The following is a 16,535-nucleotide window of genomic DNA, read 5'->3' as shown; positions in this document are numbered from 1 at the left end:
TCAGCTCGCCACGATCATGGTGTAGTAATTGAAGCCGTGCCCGCCCGGACCGGTGCAGTAGAACGCGCCGTGAAAGCCTGTGTAGCACTCGGATCCGCCGCGCGAGACCTTGGATCCGGCGGTTGCTCCGGAGCCGGTAGGCACACCCACCTCGTCAATCGGCGGATTGCCACCGGGCAGCGTGTACGGCGTGCCGATTCCGAGTCCCGGATGTGCGGGCAGGAACGGCACGTCGATCACCATCTGCCGCACACCGTACGGAAGGTAGACGTTGGCTTTGCCCAGTCCGAGGTACTGCTGGACCGGAACCGAACGGCCCAGGTCACAGCCGACTTTGCCCGAATCGGTGATCGCGCAGTTGAAGCCGGCCGCCGAGAAGTAGGTGGCGCCCGAGGGTGCCGCAGCAGCCGAAGGTGCAGCGGCCATGGCGGTCCCTCCCACCAGGGCCGCCACCCCCAACCCTGCCGCGATCGACGTACGCAAACACCGTGACCTCGACGACGTTCGTGACTTCCACATGGGCCCGCTCCCAACCTTGTCGATATCAGGAAGGTCGGCCCGGTGCGCGCCGCTGTTACAGGCCGCACCCGTGTGTTCACGCGGTGAGCGCAATCGCCTCCAGCGGATCGGTGTAGATGGCGTCGAGGGAGACCGCGCCGGCTGCCTGCTGCTGGACCGTGGTGCCCGAGCGGGATACCCGCACGTCGCGACGCTCGGCGACGGAAGTTTCGCGGACCGCCTTGGCCAGGGTCGGCAGCGTCGCCGGGTAGTCGGTGAACGCCTGCCCGCCGAGGATGATGTGGTCGGGATTGAAGATGTCTGCGATCAGCGCGACGGTCCGGCCCAGCACTTCGGCGCGTTCTTCGAGCAGCGCGCGGGCGGTGGGATCACCGTTTCGGGCCAACTCATGCACCTGGTCGACGTCCTGCACGTTCAGGCCGTTGGCGTTCGCGGCGTCGACGATGCCGGTGTCGCTGGCCGTGTCTTCGAGTCGTCCGGTGCACTGCGGGTCGAGCAACCGGGTGCCGCCGACGGGGAAGTGTCCGATGACCGGCGGGCCGGCAGCGGGGGTGTGCACGGTGCCGTCGACGCTGAACGCGATGCCCACCATTTCGCGGGCGTAGAAGTACAGGAAGCTGGACCGCTTGTCGTCGGGGTTGACGACGAGTTCGGCGGCGGCCATCGCCTCCACATGCGATGCCACCGACACGGGCAGCCCGAGCGATTCGGCGATCACCCGGCCGACGGGGGCCTCCTGCCAGCCCAGACGCGGATGGTCGACGACGCCGCCGTTCGACACCCGGCCACCGATCGCGACGCCGGCCCACAGCACGCGACGTCCGGCCCAGCGTCCGACGAACCGTCGTGCGCTGGCCCCGATCGCGGCCAGGGTCTGCTCCGGGTTCTCGGCGGTGGGAGTGGCGATCTGGATGGCGCCGACGACGCGATGGAGCAGGTCGTAGGTGGTGATCGCGGTGACCTTGTAGCCGATGTGGATGCCGACCGTCAGGAAGTCGGTGACATTCAGTTCGAACGGGAGACGCGGCCGGCCGATGGCACCGGCAGGAGCGAGGTCGGCACGTTCCCGGATCAGCCCAGCCTTGAGCAGGGCGCCGACCTGCCGGTTGACCGTCGAGATCGACAGCCCGGTCTGCGCGGCGGCGTCGTCACGGAACACCGGACCGGACAGGCGTGCGGCCCGCAGCACGAGTGCGGCCGGTTTGCTGGGGAGCTGGAGTTGGGGCGTCGCGATGTGAATCTGGCTTGCCCCCCTTCCCGGAATCGCCCCGTCGGCGAGCGCGCGTCGCAGGGGTGCTGTCGATTCTCCCGCATGTCGGGGCGCGGCGGTACGGGGACGCGCCGGACCCGATCCGTACGCGAGGGGACGGGTCTGCCGTGGGGTGCGGGGCAGCGTCGCAAAGGTTTCGACGGAGGCAGAGCGATCAAGAGTTGCGGTCATGGCTGTGGTGTCCTTGCTGGAGGGGCCACACCTGCGCGGTCAACGACGATGTCACACCGAAGGTGTGGGCACGGTTGAGCGGGCGTCGGCGGGGCGAATGTACTGAGGGGAGGTGGGGACGATCAGTGCATTCGACAGCAACACAGCGGACGGACCAGCGGCAGCCGACAGCCCATGGCGACAGTCACGGCGGTGACATCGCTGGTGGGGTGGCTCGGGCTCGTCATGGCCAAAAAACTAGCATGCACGTGGCGTGATGTATCCCCCCGATCTCAGCGCGAACACGGCACGAGGTTTGGTTCAGGCGGGTGGAAAATAGCCTTTCACCGGCCCGTTTACCCTCGGCCGGCGGGACTGTCCCCCTTTGTGTTCACCCTGAACTTAACTGCCGGATCCGGCCCGCGGATGCCGCACACCTGTGCTTTCGAGGATTCCGTCGATGTCGGGACGGGTGACGGTGAGCAGGGCGATCACGATCCCGATGACCACCCCGAGCATCGTGTCGAGCACGCGATCGACCGCGATCGACGGGTCGAGGCCCACGCTCAATGCCGTCATCAGCAACGCCATCGGCGTCACGACCGTCGACGTGATGGCGTAGTTCCAGGGCGCGCAGATCTCGGCGATGATCTGCAGCACGATGATGGCGGCGATAGCTCCCCAATGCCCGAGCGGCAGCGCCAGCAGCACGGCCGCGATCACCCCGCCCACGACGTTGCCCACCAGCCGCGCGATCCCACGCTGCACCGTCCGGTGATACCTGACCCCCTGCATCGCGGCGACCGCACCCATCGACGCCCACAGCGGATGCGACAACCCCACCCCCACCGCCACCGCCCCACTGATCCCGGCCGCGACAACACTGCGCGCAGCGGTATGCACATGATCGCTGTGCGGACGCCGACTCAAACAAGCCCACACAGACTCATAAACGGGACCGTCCCCCTCCGCACCAACCTCTTCACCCCCCGAGACAGCACCCTCCGCACCAACCTCCTTGATCCCTGAGGGCGACGCAACGAAGGAGCGAGCGTCACGAAGGGTCCGGCGAGACGAACACCATGACCGGACCACCCCAAACCCCCGCCGCACCCCGTCCACGACCCAAGGCGACAACGAAGCCACAACCCCGCACACCACCCCGATCCCCGTCGCCACCGCAACCCGCCCCACGTCCCCGAAGTCACCCGCGAACCCCGCCGACCCAGTCGCCCCGAACACGAACACCACAGCCCCCGGCCCGGTGATGTGCAACGCCCCGATGAGCAACGCGGCGATCCCGCCAAGGACCGACAACACCGCGATCTCGGTCCAGGTGTTCGCCGACAACGCACCGAGCACCGCCCCACACACGAGCGACACGATGAGCCCAACCCCCAGGACAAGGAGCCTCCCGAACCGCACCCGATACGGATCGGCCCGACAGAACGCAGACACCAACGCACCGAGCGCAGCGAACCCCGCGAGCGAGAATTCCCCGAGCAACCCACCCACGACGAGCACCGACCCCGACGCCGCACCCACCCGCAGCGGCACCCCGAGCGACGCCTTGCTCAAGTCGATCCGCAACGTATCGGCCAGCGCCGTGGGATGCGCGAGTGCGCGGACCGCGAAACGCCGGGGCCGGTGGATATCCATAGTCCGATATTCCCAAACTCAGCGTCGACGGCGCTGCTCAGCGACCGATCCGGAGCCGAAATCATCCGGTCCGGAGAATCCGAAAACCCCCCGACCAGCACAAACACTCCCTCATCCGGAAATTTGCTTGAGTGAACTCCTGGTTCAAAGGTGCAATGGTGACATCACCGAACACGAGGGGCACGAGATGACACAGCAGGCCACACCACACCGCACGTCCGGCAAATCAACCCTCGCCGGCGACCTCATCGTCTTCGGCACGGTGATCGCCCTCGTCGCCATCACCCTCATCTTCGTCATCGCCATCGGCGGCGTCCCGGCGTAGCCATCTACTCGGAATCCAGGTGCCACATAAGTGACACCTGGATTCCGCATTGTTGTAGGCCGACGGCGATCCGCCCACTGTCGGTGCGTCGTGACACGATTGGACCCTGTATCGAAGTAGGACAAGACAGGGCAACAATGGTGGACGTCACGAGGTCACTGCGGAGTGCTCAGCCCGCGCAAGGGTCGAACACCGCGAGCGCCAACTGCTCGGCGACGTGCTGGACGTTGTGGTCGTGACTGACGACAACGAGGTCGTCGATACCGGACCGGACGGCGGATGCGAGGTGGATCGCGTCGAGAGTCTTGATGTGTGGACCGATGGACTCCGCCGCGATCAATACAGCGTGGTCAAGGCGCATGATGCCGACGTAGTCCTGGATCAGATCGCGCTCGTGCACGTCGCGACCTTCCCTGCGCAGCACCCTGGTCAGTTCGGTCTGCAACAGCCGGGACGAGATCACGCTGTCGGACTCGCTCGCCACAGCGTCGTCGAACCATTGCTGCGCTGACGGTGAGTCGCCGAACAGGATCTTCACCGCTACCGAGGTGTCCAGGTAGAAGGTGGTCACCACTCGCCCTTCATCTCGTCGACGAGTTGGTCGACACTGTCCGCGGTCGTGAGCGGCCGGCGCGGAATGTCACGAGTGTGGGCGCCGTGGGACCTCTTGGGCGGGGCGACCAGTGGGGCCGCGCTCGGCACGATGACTCCGATCTCATTACCTCGTTCGGTGAGCGAATACGGCTCCCCGTTCTTCACGTCCTGAATCATCTGGGACGGGTTCTGGCGAAGCTGCCGCACACCGATCGTCTTCATATGCCCAGCGTACGCCGATGATCTACATTGGTCTACATATGCGATCAGCCGTCCCACCGCCCAGTCCGAGTATGCGTTCAGTCCCGGAAACCGAGATCAGCAGCAAAGTCACACGTCACCGCATCGGATCGACAGCGGTGAGATCGACCGGCATGACCAGGGTGATCAGGTCGCCCTCGTCGGCGGAGCGGACCGTGACAGGTAGGTCGGGGGCACGCAGGTCGAGTAGGAGGTCGTCGCCAAGGGCGGTGGCCACGGCGGGATACAGGGTGGTGAGGGCGAAGCCGATCGTCATCGGTGTACCGTGCACGGTCGCGGGCAGCACGACGGGAGGCGTGGTGCCGCGGGCCGGGGCCACCGACAGGTTCGCGTCCGCGATGGCCATCGTGATGTGGTCGGCGTCAAGGATTTCCAGGGTTCGACGCAGAGCGGTGCCCGATACGATCACGAATGTCGTCGGGTCCGGCAGCCCGGATAGCATCAGTTGATAGTCGGGGTACGGTTCCATCGTTGTCCGGCAATGTAATTGGTTGTCGCCGCAGGTGAAGGTGATGCGGGCCGTCATGTGCTCGATCGTCAGTGTCGGGCAACGCCTGATCGTCGCCAGGTGCGAGCGCAGGTCGTCGACCGAAACCGTTGCAGCCCAACTGGTGTCCCCTGCGTCCGAAACGGCCAGAGTGCGAATCGCCAATCGGACACGGTCGGTGGCCACGAGCGTCAGAGTCCCTGTTGTGCAGTCCGATTCGATGCGGACGGTGTTGAGGATCGTGTGCTGCCGATCGTCGACGGTTGCGGTGAGAACCTGGTCGACGGCCGCGGCGAGCACCGGACCACGTACGGAGACCGGCGCACCGCCACGCGAATCGACGAGATCGGCGATGATGCGGGCACCGCGGTCCCGGGCCAGCGTCGCGTCCTCGGACAGTTGTCTGACGTGGTCGTCGACCAGTTGAGCGGCCTCCGCGGGCGCGGCATCGAGAATGTCCGCGGCGGTACTGAGTGGGGTGGCGATCTCGCGGAGCCGGCGCAGCAACCGCGCTCGTGCAACCTGATCGGGGACGTACCGCCGGTATCCCGATATCCCGTCGATATCGGCCGGGAGCAGCAGCCCGGAATCGGCGTAAAAGCGGAGTGCGCTGGCAGTCAGGCCCGTTACGCGGGCGAACTCGCCGATCGTCATGAGCTGCGGGTCAGATGTCGTCATGGTCACATCGTCCAGTCTCAACCAACGTGAAGGTCAAGTCCCGCGGCACCGCGAGACTCATTTAGCGCGCCACACGCGGGCCGATGCGTGCTTTCAGGCCCCCACGAACCGGAACGGTCACGCCTCACCGCGTGTCACTCCCGAGGTGATCGACGCGGTGGGCCTCCCCCGTCAGATCAGGAATTGTTACCCAACCGCTTTGCAGCCTGGTCCCAATCAGAACCGATGCGCTGATCTGTAAACAGTTCTTCTTGATAGTCCTGAGGAATGAGGCCTCCGGCTATTGCTGCGAGAATAGCGAACGGTTGCATCATCGGATCCTTGAAACGGTAAGTGTACCGCTTCGTCTCGCCGTGCCGAAGAAGGACACAGCCCCGGTCATCACTGATGAAGCTGGAGAGATGACGTGAAAACGCCGGAATATCGTACTTCTTGCCCATAATTCTACTCATCGGCTCCACCACGGACTTCGCAGTGAAATAGCCGAGGCCATCCTTCTTGGCGAGTGCACATGCAGCAAGGACGTGCGGGTAGAGATTCTCCGGCCGAGAACTACGTATCGCCTTATGATAGTCCATCCTGTTGGACACAGCGCTATTGACGACGGCGTCAGTGGACGAGACCACATCTGCGAGCAAGATCTTGTCCCTATCGTCCGCCAACACCAACTCGCCCACCTTCAAAGAGAGTAAGTGTGCATACGATGGTAGCCCTTCTGACAATTTGACAATCCGCTCTACCGCGGCCGACTCAATCTCTATTGATACCGCTTCAAAGCCCTTGTTGACGAGCTCGCGTAACTCGTCAGCTGTCATACGGGGCATTGGCACTTCCTCAATTGCCCGCCAAATAGACTCATGCTCACCAACCAGGCTCTCAATCGAGTCAGCCACGCCAACAATCACAAGCTTTGTCTCGACAGCATGATCAGACAGGGATTTGATAGTGTCCGCTATCAACGATAGCGCATCGTCGTCTTCAACTCGGTCATACTCATCAAGAACGATCACCATCGGGGGTTTTACTCTTGCAAGAATTCGCCGAAGCTGATCCGGATTCAACTTGTCAAATCGTTCGGGAACCTCAGACGACGGGAGACCCAGCTCATCGAAAGCCCGCCTCCAGATCGTATCGAATGTGTCGTCGACCGTGCAGTTGACGCGGACGGCGTAGTCCCTGAAATCCGTCTCGGTCGGCACCAGCAACTCCGACAAGATGTTCGCAAGTGAGGTCTTACCCACACCGCGTTCACCATACAGAATCGCGTGACGGCCGGGCTGGGTAACGGCAGCCGTGATCTGCATGATCTGATCGATGCGGCCAGAGAAGGCCGCCCGCCGATTGACCGGGGTGCTGGGCGTGAACTCTCGGTTGAGTGCCGCGCGGCGCGCGATCTTGGCGTCGATCTCTTCGGGTGTCGGCATCGCACCAGCGTACCGATCGCTCGAATCAACTGCAAGTATATGGCCATCAACTGTTAACAGTTGCCCGTTCGCATACTGTCATCTCCATTTTAGAGCTGCTACGCTTCGGCTGTTCGGGGTGGCATTACTACAAGTAACAACCACTTAACTGTTAAATTCGATGCTGTCGCTGACACAACGCGGTAGGCGTCTGGTCGGTCGCACTCCCCTGCCACCGTCCGGCCGGGCAGGCAATAGGGTGCTGGTATGGGTGCTATCTATATCGTCCGGCACGGCCAGGCCGATCCGAGTGCTTACGGGGTCGCCGAAGCGGCCGACAGTTCGGTGCCGATCGGCAGTCTCACTGACACCGGAGTGATGCAGGCCAAGCTGTCCGGGGCGTTGCTGTCGTCGCTGGTGGCGAAGGTCGATGCCGCGTTCACCGGGACGTTGCCGCGTCAGCAGCAGACCCTCGCGGCGGTGCTCGAGCAGTTTCCGGGGGCACCCGCGCCGGTCGTCGAGGCGGGGTGGGACGAGTACGAGATACCCGATCTGACCGGCGCGGCTACCGTCGACGACTTCCGTGATGGTGCCGCCTACCAGAGGCTGCTCGACGCGCGGCTCGGCGAGTGGATCGACGGCACGCTGGCCCTTCCGGAGGGCAGCAGCCACGAGACGTATGCGGCGTACCGGGAACGGATCCGCAATGCCGCACGCGCCGCTGCCGCCGAAGCAGGGTCGGGCAAGACGGTGCTGGTTGCGTCGTCTGCGGGCACCATCACCGCGCTGATCGCCGAACTGTGGCAGGTGCCCGACGCCCACTGGCCGGTGCTGGCGCGGACGATGGTGAACGCGTCGGTGACCAAATTGATCTCCGGCCGCAGCGGCCTGTCGGTGATCTCGTTCAACGAGCACGCCCACCTCGCCGACCTCGACGGAGGCGTCACCACCTTCCGGTGACGTCGTTCATCTCACCCCGGAGGAGCGCATCACCGCATACGAGCAGTAGCGCCGGGCCGGGTTTGGAACGACTACCGGCGCAGGTGCCGGGCGAAGAAGCGGGCGGTGTCCTCACCGGCGTGTGCCGGGACTCCGCGATGACCACCCATGCTGGCCTGCAACGTCTTCTCCGCCGAACCGAAGGCGTCGAACAGGTCGAGTGCCATCTGCCGGTCGTTGCCTTCGTCGTCCCATTGCAGCAGCACGTGCAGCGGAATGGTGACCTGCCGGGCCTCGTCGAACGTCGATGCGGGGACGTAGCTGCCGGCGAACAGTCCGGCCGCGACGATGCGCGGTTCGGTCAGCGCCAGCCGCACGCCGATGGCGAGGATGCCGCCGGAATAGCCGACGGGGCCGTCGATGTCGGGTAGTGCGTCGAGAAGCCGACTCCATTCGGGGACCGACTGTTCGATGAGCGGTGTGATGAGCCGGTCGACGATGTCGTCGCCGACAGGCTTCCCCGCCGTCACGGCGTGACGCAGGTCGCGACGGGCGGCGTCGACACCGGGCAGCCCAGGGCGTGATCCACTGCCGGGCAATTCGATGGTGGCCGAGGCGAATCCGAGAGCAGCGGATGAACGGGCGCGGCCGAGCAGCCGCGGATACATACCGTCGAGCCCGCCCGGATGACCGAGCAGAATCAGTGGGGCGGTTACGGTGCCGGGCGTCCACAGGATGCCGGGGATCTCACCGAGAGTGAAGTGACGCTCGGCGAGACCATCGTCGAGAACCTGGTGCGAAGTGAAGTGCATTGGTCGAGCCTTTCGAGAGAACCACCCGTAGACCTTGCCGGCAGTTCCGGTTTCCGGAACCGCCGGCAAAGTTTGGCACCCTCAGCCCAACTGCCGTAGACCTGCCGCGATGAACTCGGCCGTCGCCTCGGCGGCGCGTTCGGCACCGTCGGAGGCCGCGCCGGCCAGGGCGCGGTGGGTGATGCCTTCGGCGATGACGCCGAGTTTCAGGTTGGCCAAGGCCAGGTAGAAGTCCCAGTCGCCCAGGTCGATTCCGGCCAGTTCGGCGTAGCGGGCGGCGATGGCGTCGGCCGACGGATAGCGGGTGCTGGTCCAGGCGGCGTCGAAACCGAGGACGGTGTCGAAGACGGGCTGGCGGTAGACGCACATCAGCGCGATGTCGGTGAGCGGGTCACCGAGGGTGGACATCTCCCAATCCACCACCGCCCGAACGACTCCCGGATCATCTTTAGCAAGAATGGTGTTGTCGACGCGGAAGTCGCCGTGCACGATGGTGTTTCGCGACTGCGCGGGCACTCGATCGGACAGCGCCGCCACCAGGGTGTCGACGTCGGCGAGTTCACGCGACTTCACATGACCCCACTGCCGCGCCCACAGTTTCACCTGGCGGGCAGCGAATCCTTCTGGCCTGCCGAAGGATTCGAGACCGACGGCGTGGTAGTCGACGGCGTGCAGCGACGCGAGCGTCGAGATCAGTGCCTCACTGTTGCGGGCGACGTCGTCATCGGACAGTGCGTCGAGGTCCTCGGCCGAACGCACCACCAGACCGTCGACGTATTCGACGACGGTGAACGGCGCGCCGAGCACCGCGCCGTCGGGGTCGACGGCGACAGTCGCCGCGACCGGAACTCCGGTGCCCTGCAGCGCGTAGGTGACGGCCCATTCACGGTTCATATCGTGCGCGGACGGAGTCAGCCCGCCGGTCGGCGGACGCCGCACCACCCACGTCGACTTCCCGTCGGACACAAAGAAAGTCAGGTTCGACTTGCCGCCACTGATGAGGTCGACGGTCAGTTCGCCGGCAACCTCGACACCCTGGTCGAGAAGAAACGCGTGCAGTTTGGCGGAATCGAGTGCCGGGTGACTCATGCCTGTGATCCCTTCTCCTGGTGAGCTTTACGCCAGCGACCCACGGCGCGTCGGGCGATCGCCCAGCGATGCACCTCCGAGGGTCCGTCGTAGATGCGGAACGGCCGCAGCTCGGCCTGCAGCCGGGCCAGCGGCAGATCCTCGGATACCCCGAGCCCGCCGCACATCTGGATGCTGCGGTCGACGATGCGCAAGTAGGCTTCGGCGGCAAAGGTTTTGGCGATGGACGTCTCGTCGGAGGCATGCTTACCGGCATCCAGCTCGTGACATGCCTTGATCAGCAGCGCACGGGAAGCTGCCAAGTCGATCTCGTTGTCGGCGATCATCTGCTGGATCATGCCCAAGTCGGCGAGCTTGCCGCCGAAACCCTCACGCTGCGCGACGTAGTCGACGGCCACATCCTGGCAGCGCACCGCCGAACCCATCCACCGCATCACATGTGTCATCCGGGCCGGACCGAGGCGCACCTGCGCGTACCGGTAGCCTTCATCGACCTCGCCGAGGATGTCCTCGTCGGGAACGAACACGTCGCTGAATCCGACCTCGCAGTGCCCGCCGATCATCGCCTTGTCGGTGGTGTGGATGTGCCGTTTGACGGTGATGCCGGGGGTATCTCCGGGTGCGAGGAACATGGTGGCGCCACCGCGGTCGCCGGGCGATCCGGCGGTGCGGGCCATGATGATGAAGAAGCCCGCCCCGTCGGCCCCGGTGATGAAGCGCTTCTCGCCGTTGATCTTCCAGCCGCCGTCGACCTTGACCGCCTGGGTGCGCAGGGCACTGGGATCCGAGCCGGCACCCGGCGACGGTTCGGTCATCGCAAAGGCCGACCGGACGATGCCGCGAGCGAGCGGCTCGAGGTAGGTGGTGCGCTGGCGGTCGTCGGCGACGTGCGCGAGCATATGAACGTTGCCCTCGTCGGGTGCACCGATGTGCAATGCGACGGGGCCGAACGTCGAGTAGCCGGCGGCCTCGAAGACGGGCGCCCGGTCGGACATGTTGAGACCGAGGCCGCCGAATTCGACGGGGGCGTGCGGCGCGAACACCCCCGCCTCACGGGCGGCATCGTTAAGGCGACGGCGCACGTCGTCGCCACCCGCGGCGGTGATGTCGCCGTGGAACTCGTTCTCGACAGGCAGGACGTGGTCGCGCACAAACGTCGTCGTCCTGGCGACGAGGTCGGTGACGGACGGGTCGTAGGTCAGGTCAATGGGCAACGGGCTCTCCTGGTACGGCTCCTACCGAGCGATCGCTCGGCGACGGTTTACACCATGCCAGGCCGCCGCCACCGCGTCAACGAAACAGCTATTCCCCCGTGTACTCGACCAGGCAGCGCGCCATGTGCAAGTTGCGCCGGATCAACTCGTCGGCCGCCACCGGACCGTCGACGTTGAACCAGGTGGACACCCCGACGCACATCGTCGACACCGCACGGGCGGCGTCCTTGGGGTACTTGGTGGCAAAGTCGCCCGACTCGACGCCCGCGAACACGATGTCGTCGACCATCCGCTGCTGCCGGTCCCGATGGCCCACGTACGTCGGCTTGTAGGCGGCGTCGAGGCTGCGGATCTCGGTGGACCCGACGAACGCCTGCGCCTGCCGGTACATATGGAACCGCAGCAACGATTCGACAACGGCGTCGAAGCGGGCGACCGGATCACCGCCAGCCTCCGCGACAGCCTGTTCCGAGCGGGTGAGCAGGTCGATCATCGTGCGTTCGAGCAGCCCCTGCAGCAGTGACTGCTTGGACGGATAGTGGTGATAGAGGCCGGGCACCGACAGGTTGGCCCGTGAGGCGATCTCCCGGACCGATGTGCCGTGGTAGCCGTGCTCGGCGAACGTCTCCAGCGCGGCGGCCAGCGGAACCGGTAGTTCGGGCGCACCGAAGTCGCGCCAGCCACCGGATTCGGCGTTTCCCTCGGATTCCGTCGTGGCTGCGTCCTGATCGTCGGTGGCCAGATCTTCCGTACCCGGTCCGTCAAGCGCGCTGCTCATGGGTACAAACATAGTCGCAAACCGACTGCCGACCGAACACTAGCTCCGTTCCGGGCCGTTTCGGCAGTAAAGCTCTAGACCTCGGCCAGGGCACTCCGATCGACCTCGGCCACCGACGTATGACCCGAGAGTCCGAGCGTCAGGTCGAGTTCGGCGATGATGTTGGCCACCACGTCGCGTGCTCCGTCGGCCCCGTCGATGGCCAGGCCGTACATGTGCGGCCGGCCGATGCACGCAGCGTCGGCACCCAGCGCCAGTGCTTTGAAAACATCTGCGCCCGTATGGATTCCGGAGTCCACCAGCACTTTGATCCGGCCGTCGACGACGGGGGCGATAGCGGCGAGCGCATCGACGGAACCTATCGACCCGTCGACCTGTCGGCCACCGTGGTTGGACACGATGATGCCGTCGACACCGGTGTCGACGGCGCGGCGGGCGTCGTCGGGATGCAGGATGCCCTTGAGGACGATCGGCAGATCGGTGCGCTCGCGCAGTCCGGCGATGTCGTCCCAGCTCAGCGACGGTCGCGAGTAGATCGACAGGAATGTCTGCACCGACTCGCGTGGCTCGGGGGACGGCAGGTTCTTGAGGAACGAGCCGGGAACGTTGCGGGCGATCGAGAACAGCGTGCGGATCGCACCCAGGGTCACCTCCGGCTTCTCGGCGGCCGTCGCCGAACGGATCCGCTCGGCGACGATGTCACGGAAGCGGGCGTCGGAGGTGTATTGGTCGATGCCCTCGGCGCGGGCGAACGGCAGCGAACCCAGGTTGAGGTCCTGCGGACGCCAGCCGAGCATCGTGGTGTCGAGGGTCACGGCGATCGCCGACGCACCCATCTTCTTGGCGCGCATCAAGAAACTGTCGACGAGGTCGTCGTCGACGGACCAGTACAGCTGGAACCAGCGGGGTGCGCCCGGCCTGATCCGATCCATTTCCGCCGCAACGTCTTCCATCGGCGCACTGCCCTGATTGGAGAAGATGTAGGGCACCCCGAGCTGCGCGGCGGCCTGCCCGATGAGCACGTCGGCGCGCCTGCGCACCAGACCCCCGGCGCCGACCGGGGAGAACAGCACCGGCGCGGGCAGGGTGTCGCCGAACAACTCGATCTCGGTGGAGCGGACGGACACATCGCGCAGCACGCGCGGCACGATCGCCCGTCGATCGAGCGCGGCCCGGTTGGCGCGCATCGTCGCCCCCTCGCCCGCGCCACCGGCGATGTACGCCCACGCCCGCTCACTCATCGCCTTGCGGGCGCGACGCTCCAATTCGGCATGGTCGGTGGGCACCTTGGGTTTTCGGCCGTGAATCCCGGCGACGTAGATGTCGTTCTGCCGAATCCGCCCCGCACCGGGCGGTACCTGCTCTGCCATCGGGGCCTGCTCTGCCATGCGGCCATCGTATCGCTGAACGATCAGTCCACTTGTGCCGCAATCACTGATACAGCTCGCTGTCGCAGCGCGGGGTGGCCGACACCGCGGTATCGGGAGCGACCACAGGGACCGGCTCATCGCGCAACGGATGCTCGATCTCGTCGCGCCACAACCGGGCCGCCAGATAGAACACCAGCGCGCACGGCACCGGCAGCAGGCCGGCCAGCACGAACGTCGCCGTGTACCCGATCGCGTGACTGACCGGTGCGACGATCGCCATCGACAGCGGCAGCAGCGCCACCGATACGAAGAAGTCCAGACTCGACACCCGGCCCAGCAGATGCGGCGGCACCCGCCGCTGCAGGAGGGTGCCCCAGATGACCATCGGGCCGTCGAAAAGCACACCGAGCACGAATGCGGTGACCACGAACATCCACGTACTGTGCGCGAACCCCATCGCGACGAGCGGGACACTGGACACTCCCCAGATCCCGAGCATCAGCGTCAGGTAGCGGCGCGGCATCGGGATCGACGCGAACGCCAACGACGACAACGCGGCCCCGGCCCCGAACGCCATCAGCACCAGCGAATGGTCACCGGCATCGCCGCCGGCACGATCGCGCAGGGCGAACGGCACCAGCACCTCGATCGGACCAATCGTGGCCAGCACCAGGATGGTCGCGAAGAACAGCGTCGCCCACAGCCACGGTGTGCGCCACATGTAGGCGACACCTTCGGCGATGTCGGTGACCACACCCCGGATCGCACCGACTTCGCCGGTGTCGGTGGGTTCGTGGCGGCGGGCGACCGGACCCATCACGACGTAACACCACGCCGACAACACCGAAGCGATGCCCGCGAGGACGATCGCCTGCCCCGGCGCGGCCAGCCCGATGACGGCGCCGGCGATCAGCGGGCCCGCGGCCTGGTTGAACACCGGCCGCATGAAACCTTCAACCCCGTTGGCGGCCTGCAGGTGGGCGGCCTCGACGACGTTCGGCAGCATCGCCGAGTACGCGGGGTAGTACATGCCTGTGGTGACGCCGCTGAGCAGGGCCGCCGCCAGCAGATGCCCGAAGGTCAGCACGCCGGCCATCGACGCCACCCCCACCGACGCGAATGCGACAAGTTTGGTGACCTCCAGGCCGATCGTGATCAGCCGCTGCGACACCCGGTCGGCCAGCACGCCACCGGCCAGCGACGACACCAGCATGCCGACGGCGGTGGTGCCCGACACCAGCGACACCTTGCCCGGCCCTCCACCGAGGTCGATGACCTGCCACACCACGGCGATCAGCCACATGCCGTCGCCGAACAGTGCCAGCGCCAGGCCCGCGGCCAGCCACCGGTACTGCCGCGTCCCGAACGGACGCAGCACCCTGGGTAGGTCGACCTGCGATGTCATCCACCGAGCTTGCCCGATCCTCGCCTGCCGACGCCAATGGTTTTGTGGCGATGTCGTTGGGAGCCACTGGTCACCGGACCCTTCGCGACCCTCGCGACTTCGTCGCTTCGGCCTCAGGGATCAAGATGCTCGGTCACCACCGCACTGCCTCCGTCACGATAATCACGCGCCATGTCTGCGGTTGCGTTTCGCGGCAACCTTCTTGATTCGACCGCGCCCGCAACCGACTCGGCTCACCTCAGACATGTCTGCGGTTGCGTTTCGCGGCAACCTCTTGATTCGACCGCGCCCGCGACCGACTCGCCTCACCTCAGACATATCTGCGGTTGCGTTTCGCGGCAACCTTCTTGATCCCTGAGGGCGATGCGACGGAGGAGCGAGCGTCTCGAAGGGTCCGGTGAGCCGCCGTACATGACGCAACAACGAACCGGCGATCAACCGGCTAGGGGCCTCGGTTGTTTCACCGGCGCGTCCTCCGCCAACTCCCGTTGCGGGGCGCGGTCTTTCACCGAGGCCCGCAGGGCCGCAAGCAGGTCCGCAACCTCCGAATCGTCGTCGGATTCGGGTTCCTCGGTTTCCGGGAATGCCTGTCCACCTTCGGATTTGGATTCGATGAGCTTACCCAGTTCGATCTGGTATTTGTCCTCGAACCGGCTCGGATCGAAGTCGGTGGCCATCGTTTCGATGAGCGAGGCAGCCATCTCCAGTTCCTGCGGCCGCAATTCGACGTCGGTGTCGAGGAACTTGAAGTCGGGACGACGCACCTCGTCGGGCCACAGCAGGGTTTGCAGCGTCATCACGCCGTCGATGATGCGTACCACCGCCAACCGCGTCCGGTTGCGCAACGTGAATTCGGCGACGGCGAGCCGGTCGGTCGCCTCGAGCGCTTTCGCGAGCAACGTGTACGCCTTCGGCGATTTCGACGCCGGTTCCAGGTAATACGGCTTGTCGAAATAGATCGGGTCGACCTGCTCGCGGGGCACGAATTCAAGGATGGAGATCTCAGGTGACCGATTGACCGGGAGCGTCGCCAGATCGTCCTTGGTGACGATCACCGTCTCCCCCGAATCGGTCTCGTAGGCGTTGGCGATTTTCGCGTAGTCGACCTCGGTGTCGGTGCCCTCGCGGACGCGGCGGTACCGGATACGGGTGCCGTCGGCGGAGTCGACCTGATGCGAGGTGCGGTCGTGGCTTTCCGTGGCCGAGTACACCTTGACCGGAACATTCACCAGACCAAAGCTGAGATCGCCCTTCCAGATCGAGCGCATGTCGGCCATTGTGCCATCACCGTCAAGATCGCGTCGTGTGTCGAGAGGCGCCGGGCGGGGCGCACAATGGTGGTCATGGCGGGCGACATTCTCGACATCGACGGCCGCACCGTCGCCGTCACCAACCTGGGCAAAGTGCTGTACCCGGCTGATGGCATCCGGAAATACGACGTCATCGACTACTACAACCGCATCGCCGACGTCCTGCTGCCGCATGTGCGGGGCCGCATCATCACCCGCAAACGCTGGCCCGGCGGCGTGCAGTCGGCCGCGTTCTTCGAGAAGCATCTACCCGAGGGCGCGCCCGCGTGGCT

The 16,535-nt window shown here is 65.5% G+C and carries 16 protein-coding genes and 1 pseudogene; 3 read left to right on the top strand and 14 right to left on the bottom strand.

The window, feature by feature from the left end:
• The 3 genes from KDB67_RS17920 to KDB67_RS17910 all read right to left on the bottom strand — a co-directional run bounded on the left by KDB67_RS17920 (window position 1) and on the right by KDB67_RS17910 (window position 3,598).
• Complete coding sequence (locus KDB67_RS17920; protein WP_291018505.1) at window positions 1–426, bottom strand: hypothetical protein; 426 nt, start codon at window positions 424–426, stop codon at window positions 1–3.
• A 169-nt stretch (window positions 427–595) separates the two neighbouring features.
• Window positions 596–1,960 (bottom strand): ROK family transcriptional regulator, encoded by a 1,365-nt coding sequence (locus KDB67_RS17915; protein ID WP_291018503.1) that lies wholly within the window; start codon window positions 1,958–1,960, stop codon window positions 596–598.
• Between the two features lie 381 nt (window positions 1,961–2,341).
• Entirely contained in the window at window positions 2,342–3,598 is a 1,257-nt protein-coding gene (locus tag KDB67_RS17910) for an FUSC family protein (protein WP_291018501.1), read from the bottom strand.
• A gap of 187 nt (window positions 3,599–3,785) precedes the next feature.
• Here KDB67_RS17910 and KDB67_RS17905 point away from each other — a divergent pair, with 187 nt between their 5' ends.
• The gene (locus tag KDB67_RS17905; protein WP_291018499.1) at window positions 3,786–3,923 is read left to right on the top strand and encodes a hypothetical protein; all 138 of its coding nucleotides are present in this window, start codon (window positions 3,786–3,788) and stop codon (window positions 3,921–3,923) included.
• A gap of 169 nt (window positions 3,924–4,092) precedes the next feature.
• Here the strand turns inward: KDB67_RS17905 and KDB67_RS17900 are convergent, their stop codons facing one another.
• The 4 genes from KDB67_RS17900 to KDB67_RS17885 form a co-directional block, all read right to left on the bottom strand.
• A complete protein-coding gene (locus KDB67_RS17900; RefSeq protein WP_291018496.1) occupies window positions 4,093–4,497 on the bottom strand; it encodes a type II toxin-antitoxin system VapC family toxin in 405 nt (134 codons plus the stop codon).
• Window positions 4,491–4,739: a type II toxin-antitoxin system prevent-host-death family antitoxin gene (locus tag KDB67_RS17895; protein WP_291018494.1), complete on the bottom strand. Its 249-nt coding sequence runs from the start codon at window positions 4,737–4,739 to the stop codon at window positions 4,491–4,493. The genes KDB67_RS17900 and KDB67_RS17895 overlap by 7 nt, the downstream gene beginning before the upstream one ends.
• Before the next feature lie 115 nt (window positions 4,740–4,854).
• Window positions 4,855–5,943 (bottom strand): MerR family transcriptional regulator, encoded by a 1,089-nt coding sequence (locus KDB67_RS17890; RefSeq protein ID WP_291018492.1) that lies wholly within the window; start codon window positions 5,941–5,943, stop codon window positions 4,855–4,857.
• 176 nt (window positions 5,944–6,119) lie between these two features.
• Window positions 6,120–7,367, bottom strand: coding sequence for an AAA family ATPase (locus tag KDB67_RS17885; protein WP_291018490.1), 1,248 nt, complete (start codon window positions 7,365–7,367; stop codon window positions 6,120–6,122).
• 246 nt (window positions 7,368–7,613) lie between these two features.
• Between KDB67_RS17885 and KDB67_RS17880 the strand changes: the two genes are divergently transcribed.
• Window positions 7,614–8,306: a histidine phosphatase family protein gene (locus tag KDB67_RS17880; protein ID WP_291018488.1), complete on the top strand. Its 693-nt coding sequence runs from the start codon at window positions 7,614–7,616 to the stop codon at window positions 8,304–8,306.
• Between the two features lie 71 nt (window positions 8,307–8,377).
• Here KDB67_RS17880 and KDB67_RS17875 read toward each other — a convergent pair whose 3' ends face one another.
• The 7 genes from KDB67_RS17875 to KDB67_RS17845 form a co-directional block, all read right to left on the bottom strand.
• A complete protein-coding gene (locus KDB67_RS17875) occupies window positions 8,378–9,097 on the bottom strand; it encodes an alpha/beta hydrolase (RefSeq protein ID WP_291018486.1) in 720 nt (239 codons plus the stop codon).
• 81 nt (window positions 9,098–9,178) lie between these two features.
• Window positions 9,179–10,186, bottom strand: a complete 1,008-nt coding sequence (locus KDB67_RS17870) for a phosphotransferase family protein (RefSeq protein WP_291018483.1) — start codon at window positions 10,184–10,186, stop codon at window positions 9,179–9,181.
• Entirely contained in the window at window positions 10,183–11,400 is a 1,218-nt protein-coding gene (locus KDB67_RS17865; protein WP_291018480.1) for an acyl-CoA dehydrogenase family protein, read from the bottom strand. The genes KDB67_RS17870 and KDB67_RS17865 overlap by 4 nt, the downstream gene beginning before the upstream one ends.
• An 88-nt stretch (window positions 11,401–11,488) precedes the next feature.
• Complete coding sequence (locus KDB67_RS17860) at window positions 11,489–12,178, bottom strand: TetR/AcrR family transcriptional regulator (RefSeq protein ID WP_291018477.1); 690 nt, start codon at window positions 12,176–12,178, stop codon at window positions 11,489–11,491.
• Between the two features lie 74 nt (window positions 12,179–12,252).
• The gene (locus KDB67_RS17855) at window positions 12,253–13,548 is read right to left on the bottom strand and encodes an alpha-hydroxy-acid oxidizing protein (RefSeq protein ID WP_291018609.1); all 1,296 of its coding nucleotides are present in this window, start codon (window positions 13,546–13,548) and stop codon (window positions 12,253–12,255) included.
• A gap of 61 nt (window positions 13,549–13,609) precedes the next feature.
• The gene (locus KDB67_RS17850; protein ID WP_291018474.1) at window positions 13,610–14,953 is read right to left on the bottom strand and encodes an MFS transporter; all 1,344 of its coding nucleotides are present in this window, start codon (window positions 14,951–14,953) and stop codon (window positions 13,610–13,612) included.
• A 434-nt stretch (window positions 14,954–15,387) separates the two neighbouring features.
• The gene (locus KDB67_RS17845; RefSeq protein ID WP_291018471.1) at window positions 15,388–16,221 is read right to left on the bottom strand and encodes a Ku protein; all 834 of its coding nucleotides are present in this window, start codon (window positions 16,219–16,221) and stop codon (window positions 15,388–15,390) included.
• Window positions 16,222–16,287: 66 nt separating this feature from the next.
• Here KDB67_RS17845 and KDB67_RS17840 point away from each other — a divergent pair.
• A pseudogene (locus KDB67_RS17840) lies at window positions 16,288–16,535 on the top strand (ATP-dependent DNA ligase); the annotation flags it as partial.

The organism is Gordonia sp. (in: high G+C Gram-positive bacteria), from assembly GCF_020438995.1.
GTDB lineage: Bacteria > Actinomycetota > Actinomycetes > Mycobacteriales > Mycobacteriaceae > Gordonia.
Note: the sequence above shows the minus strand (reverse complement) of the source record. Positions and strands in the feature narration are given on the sequence as shown.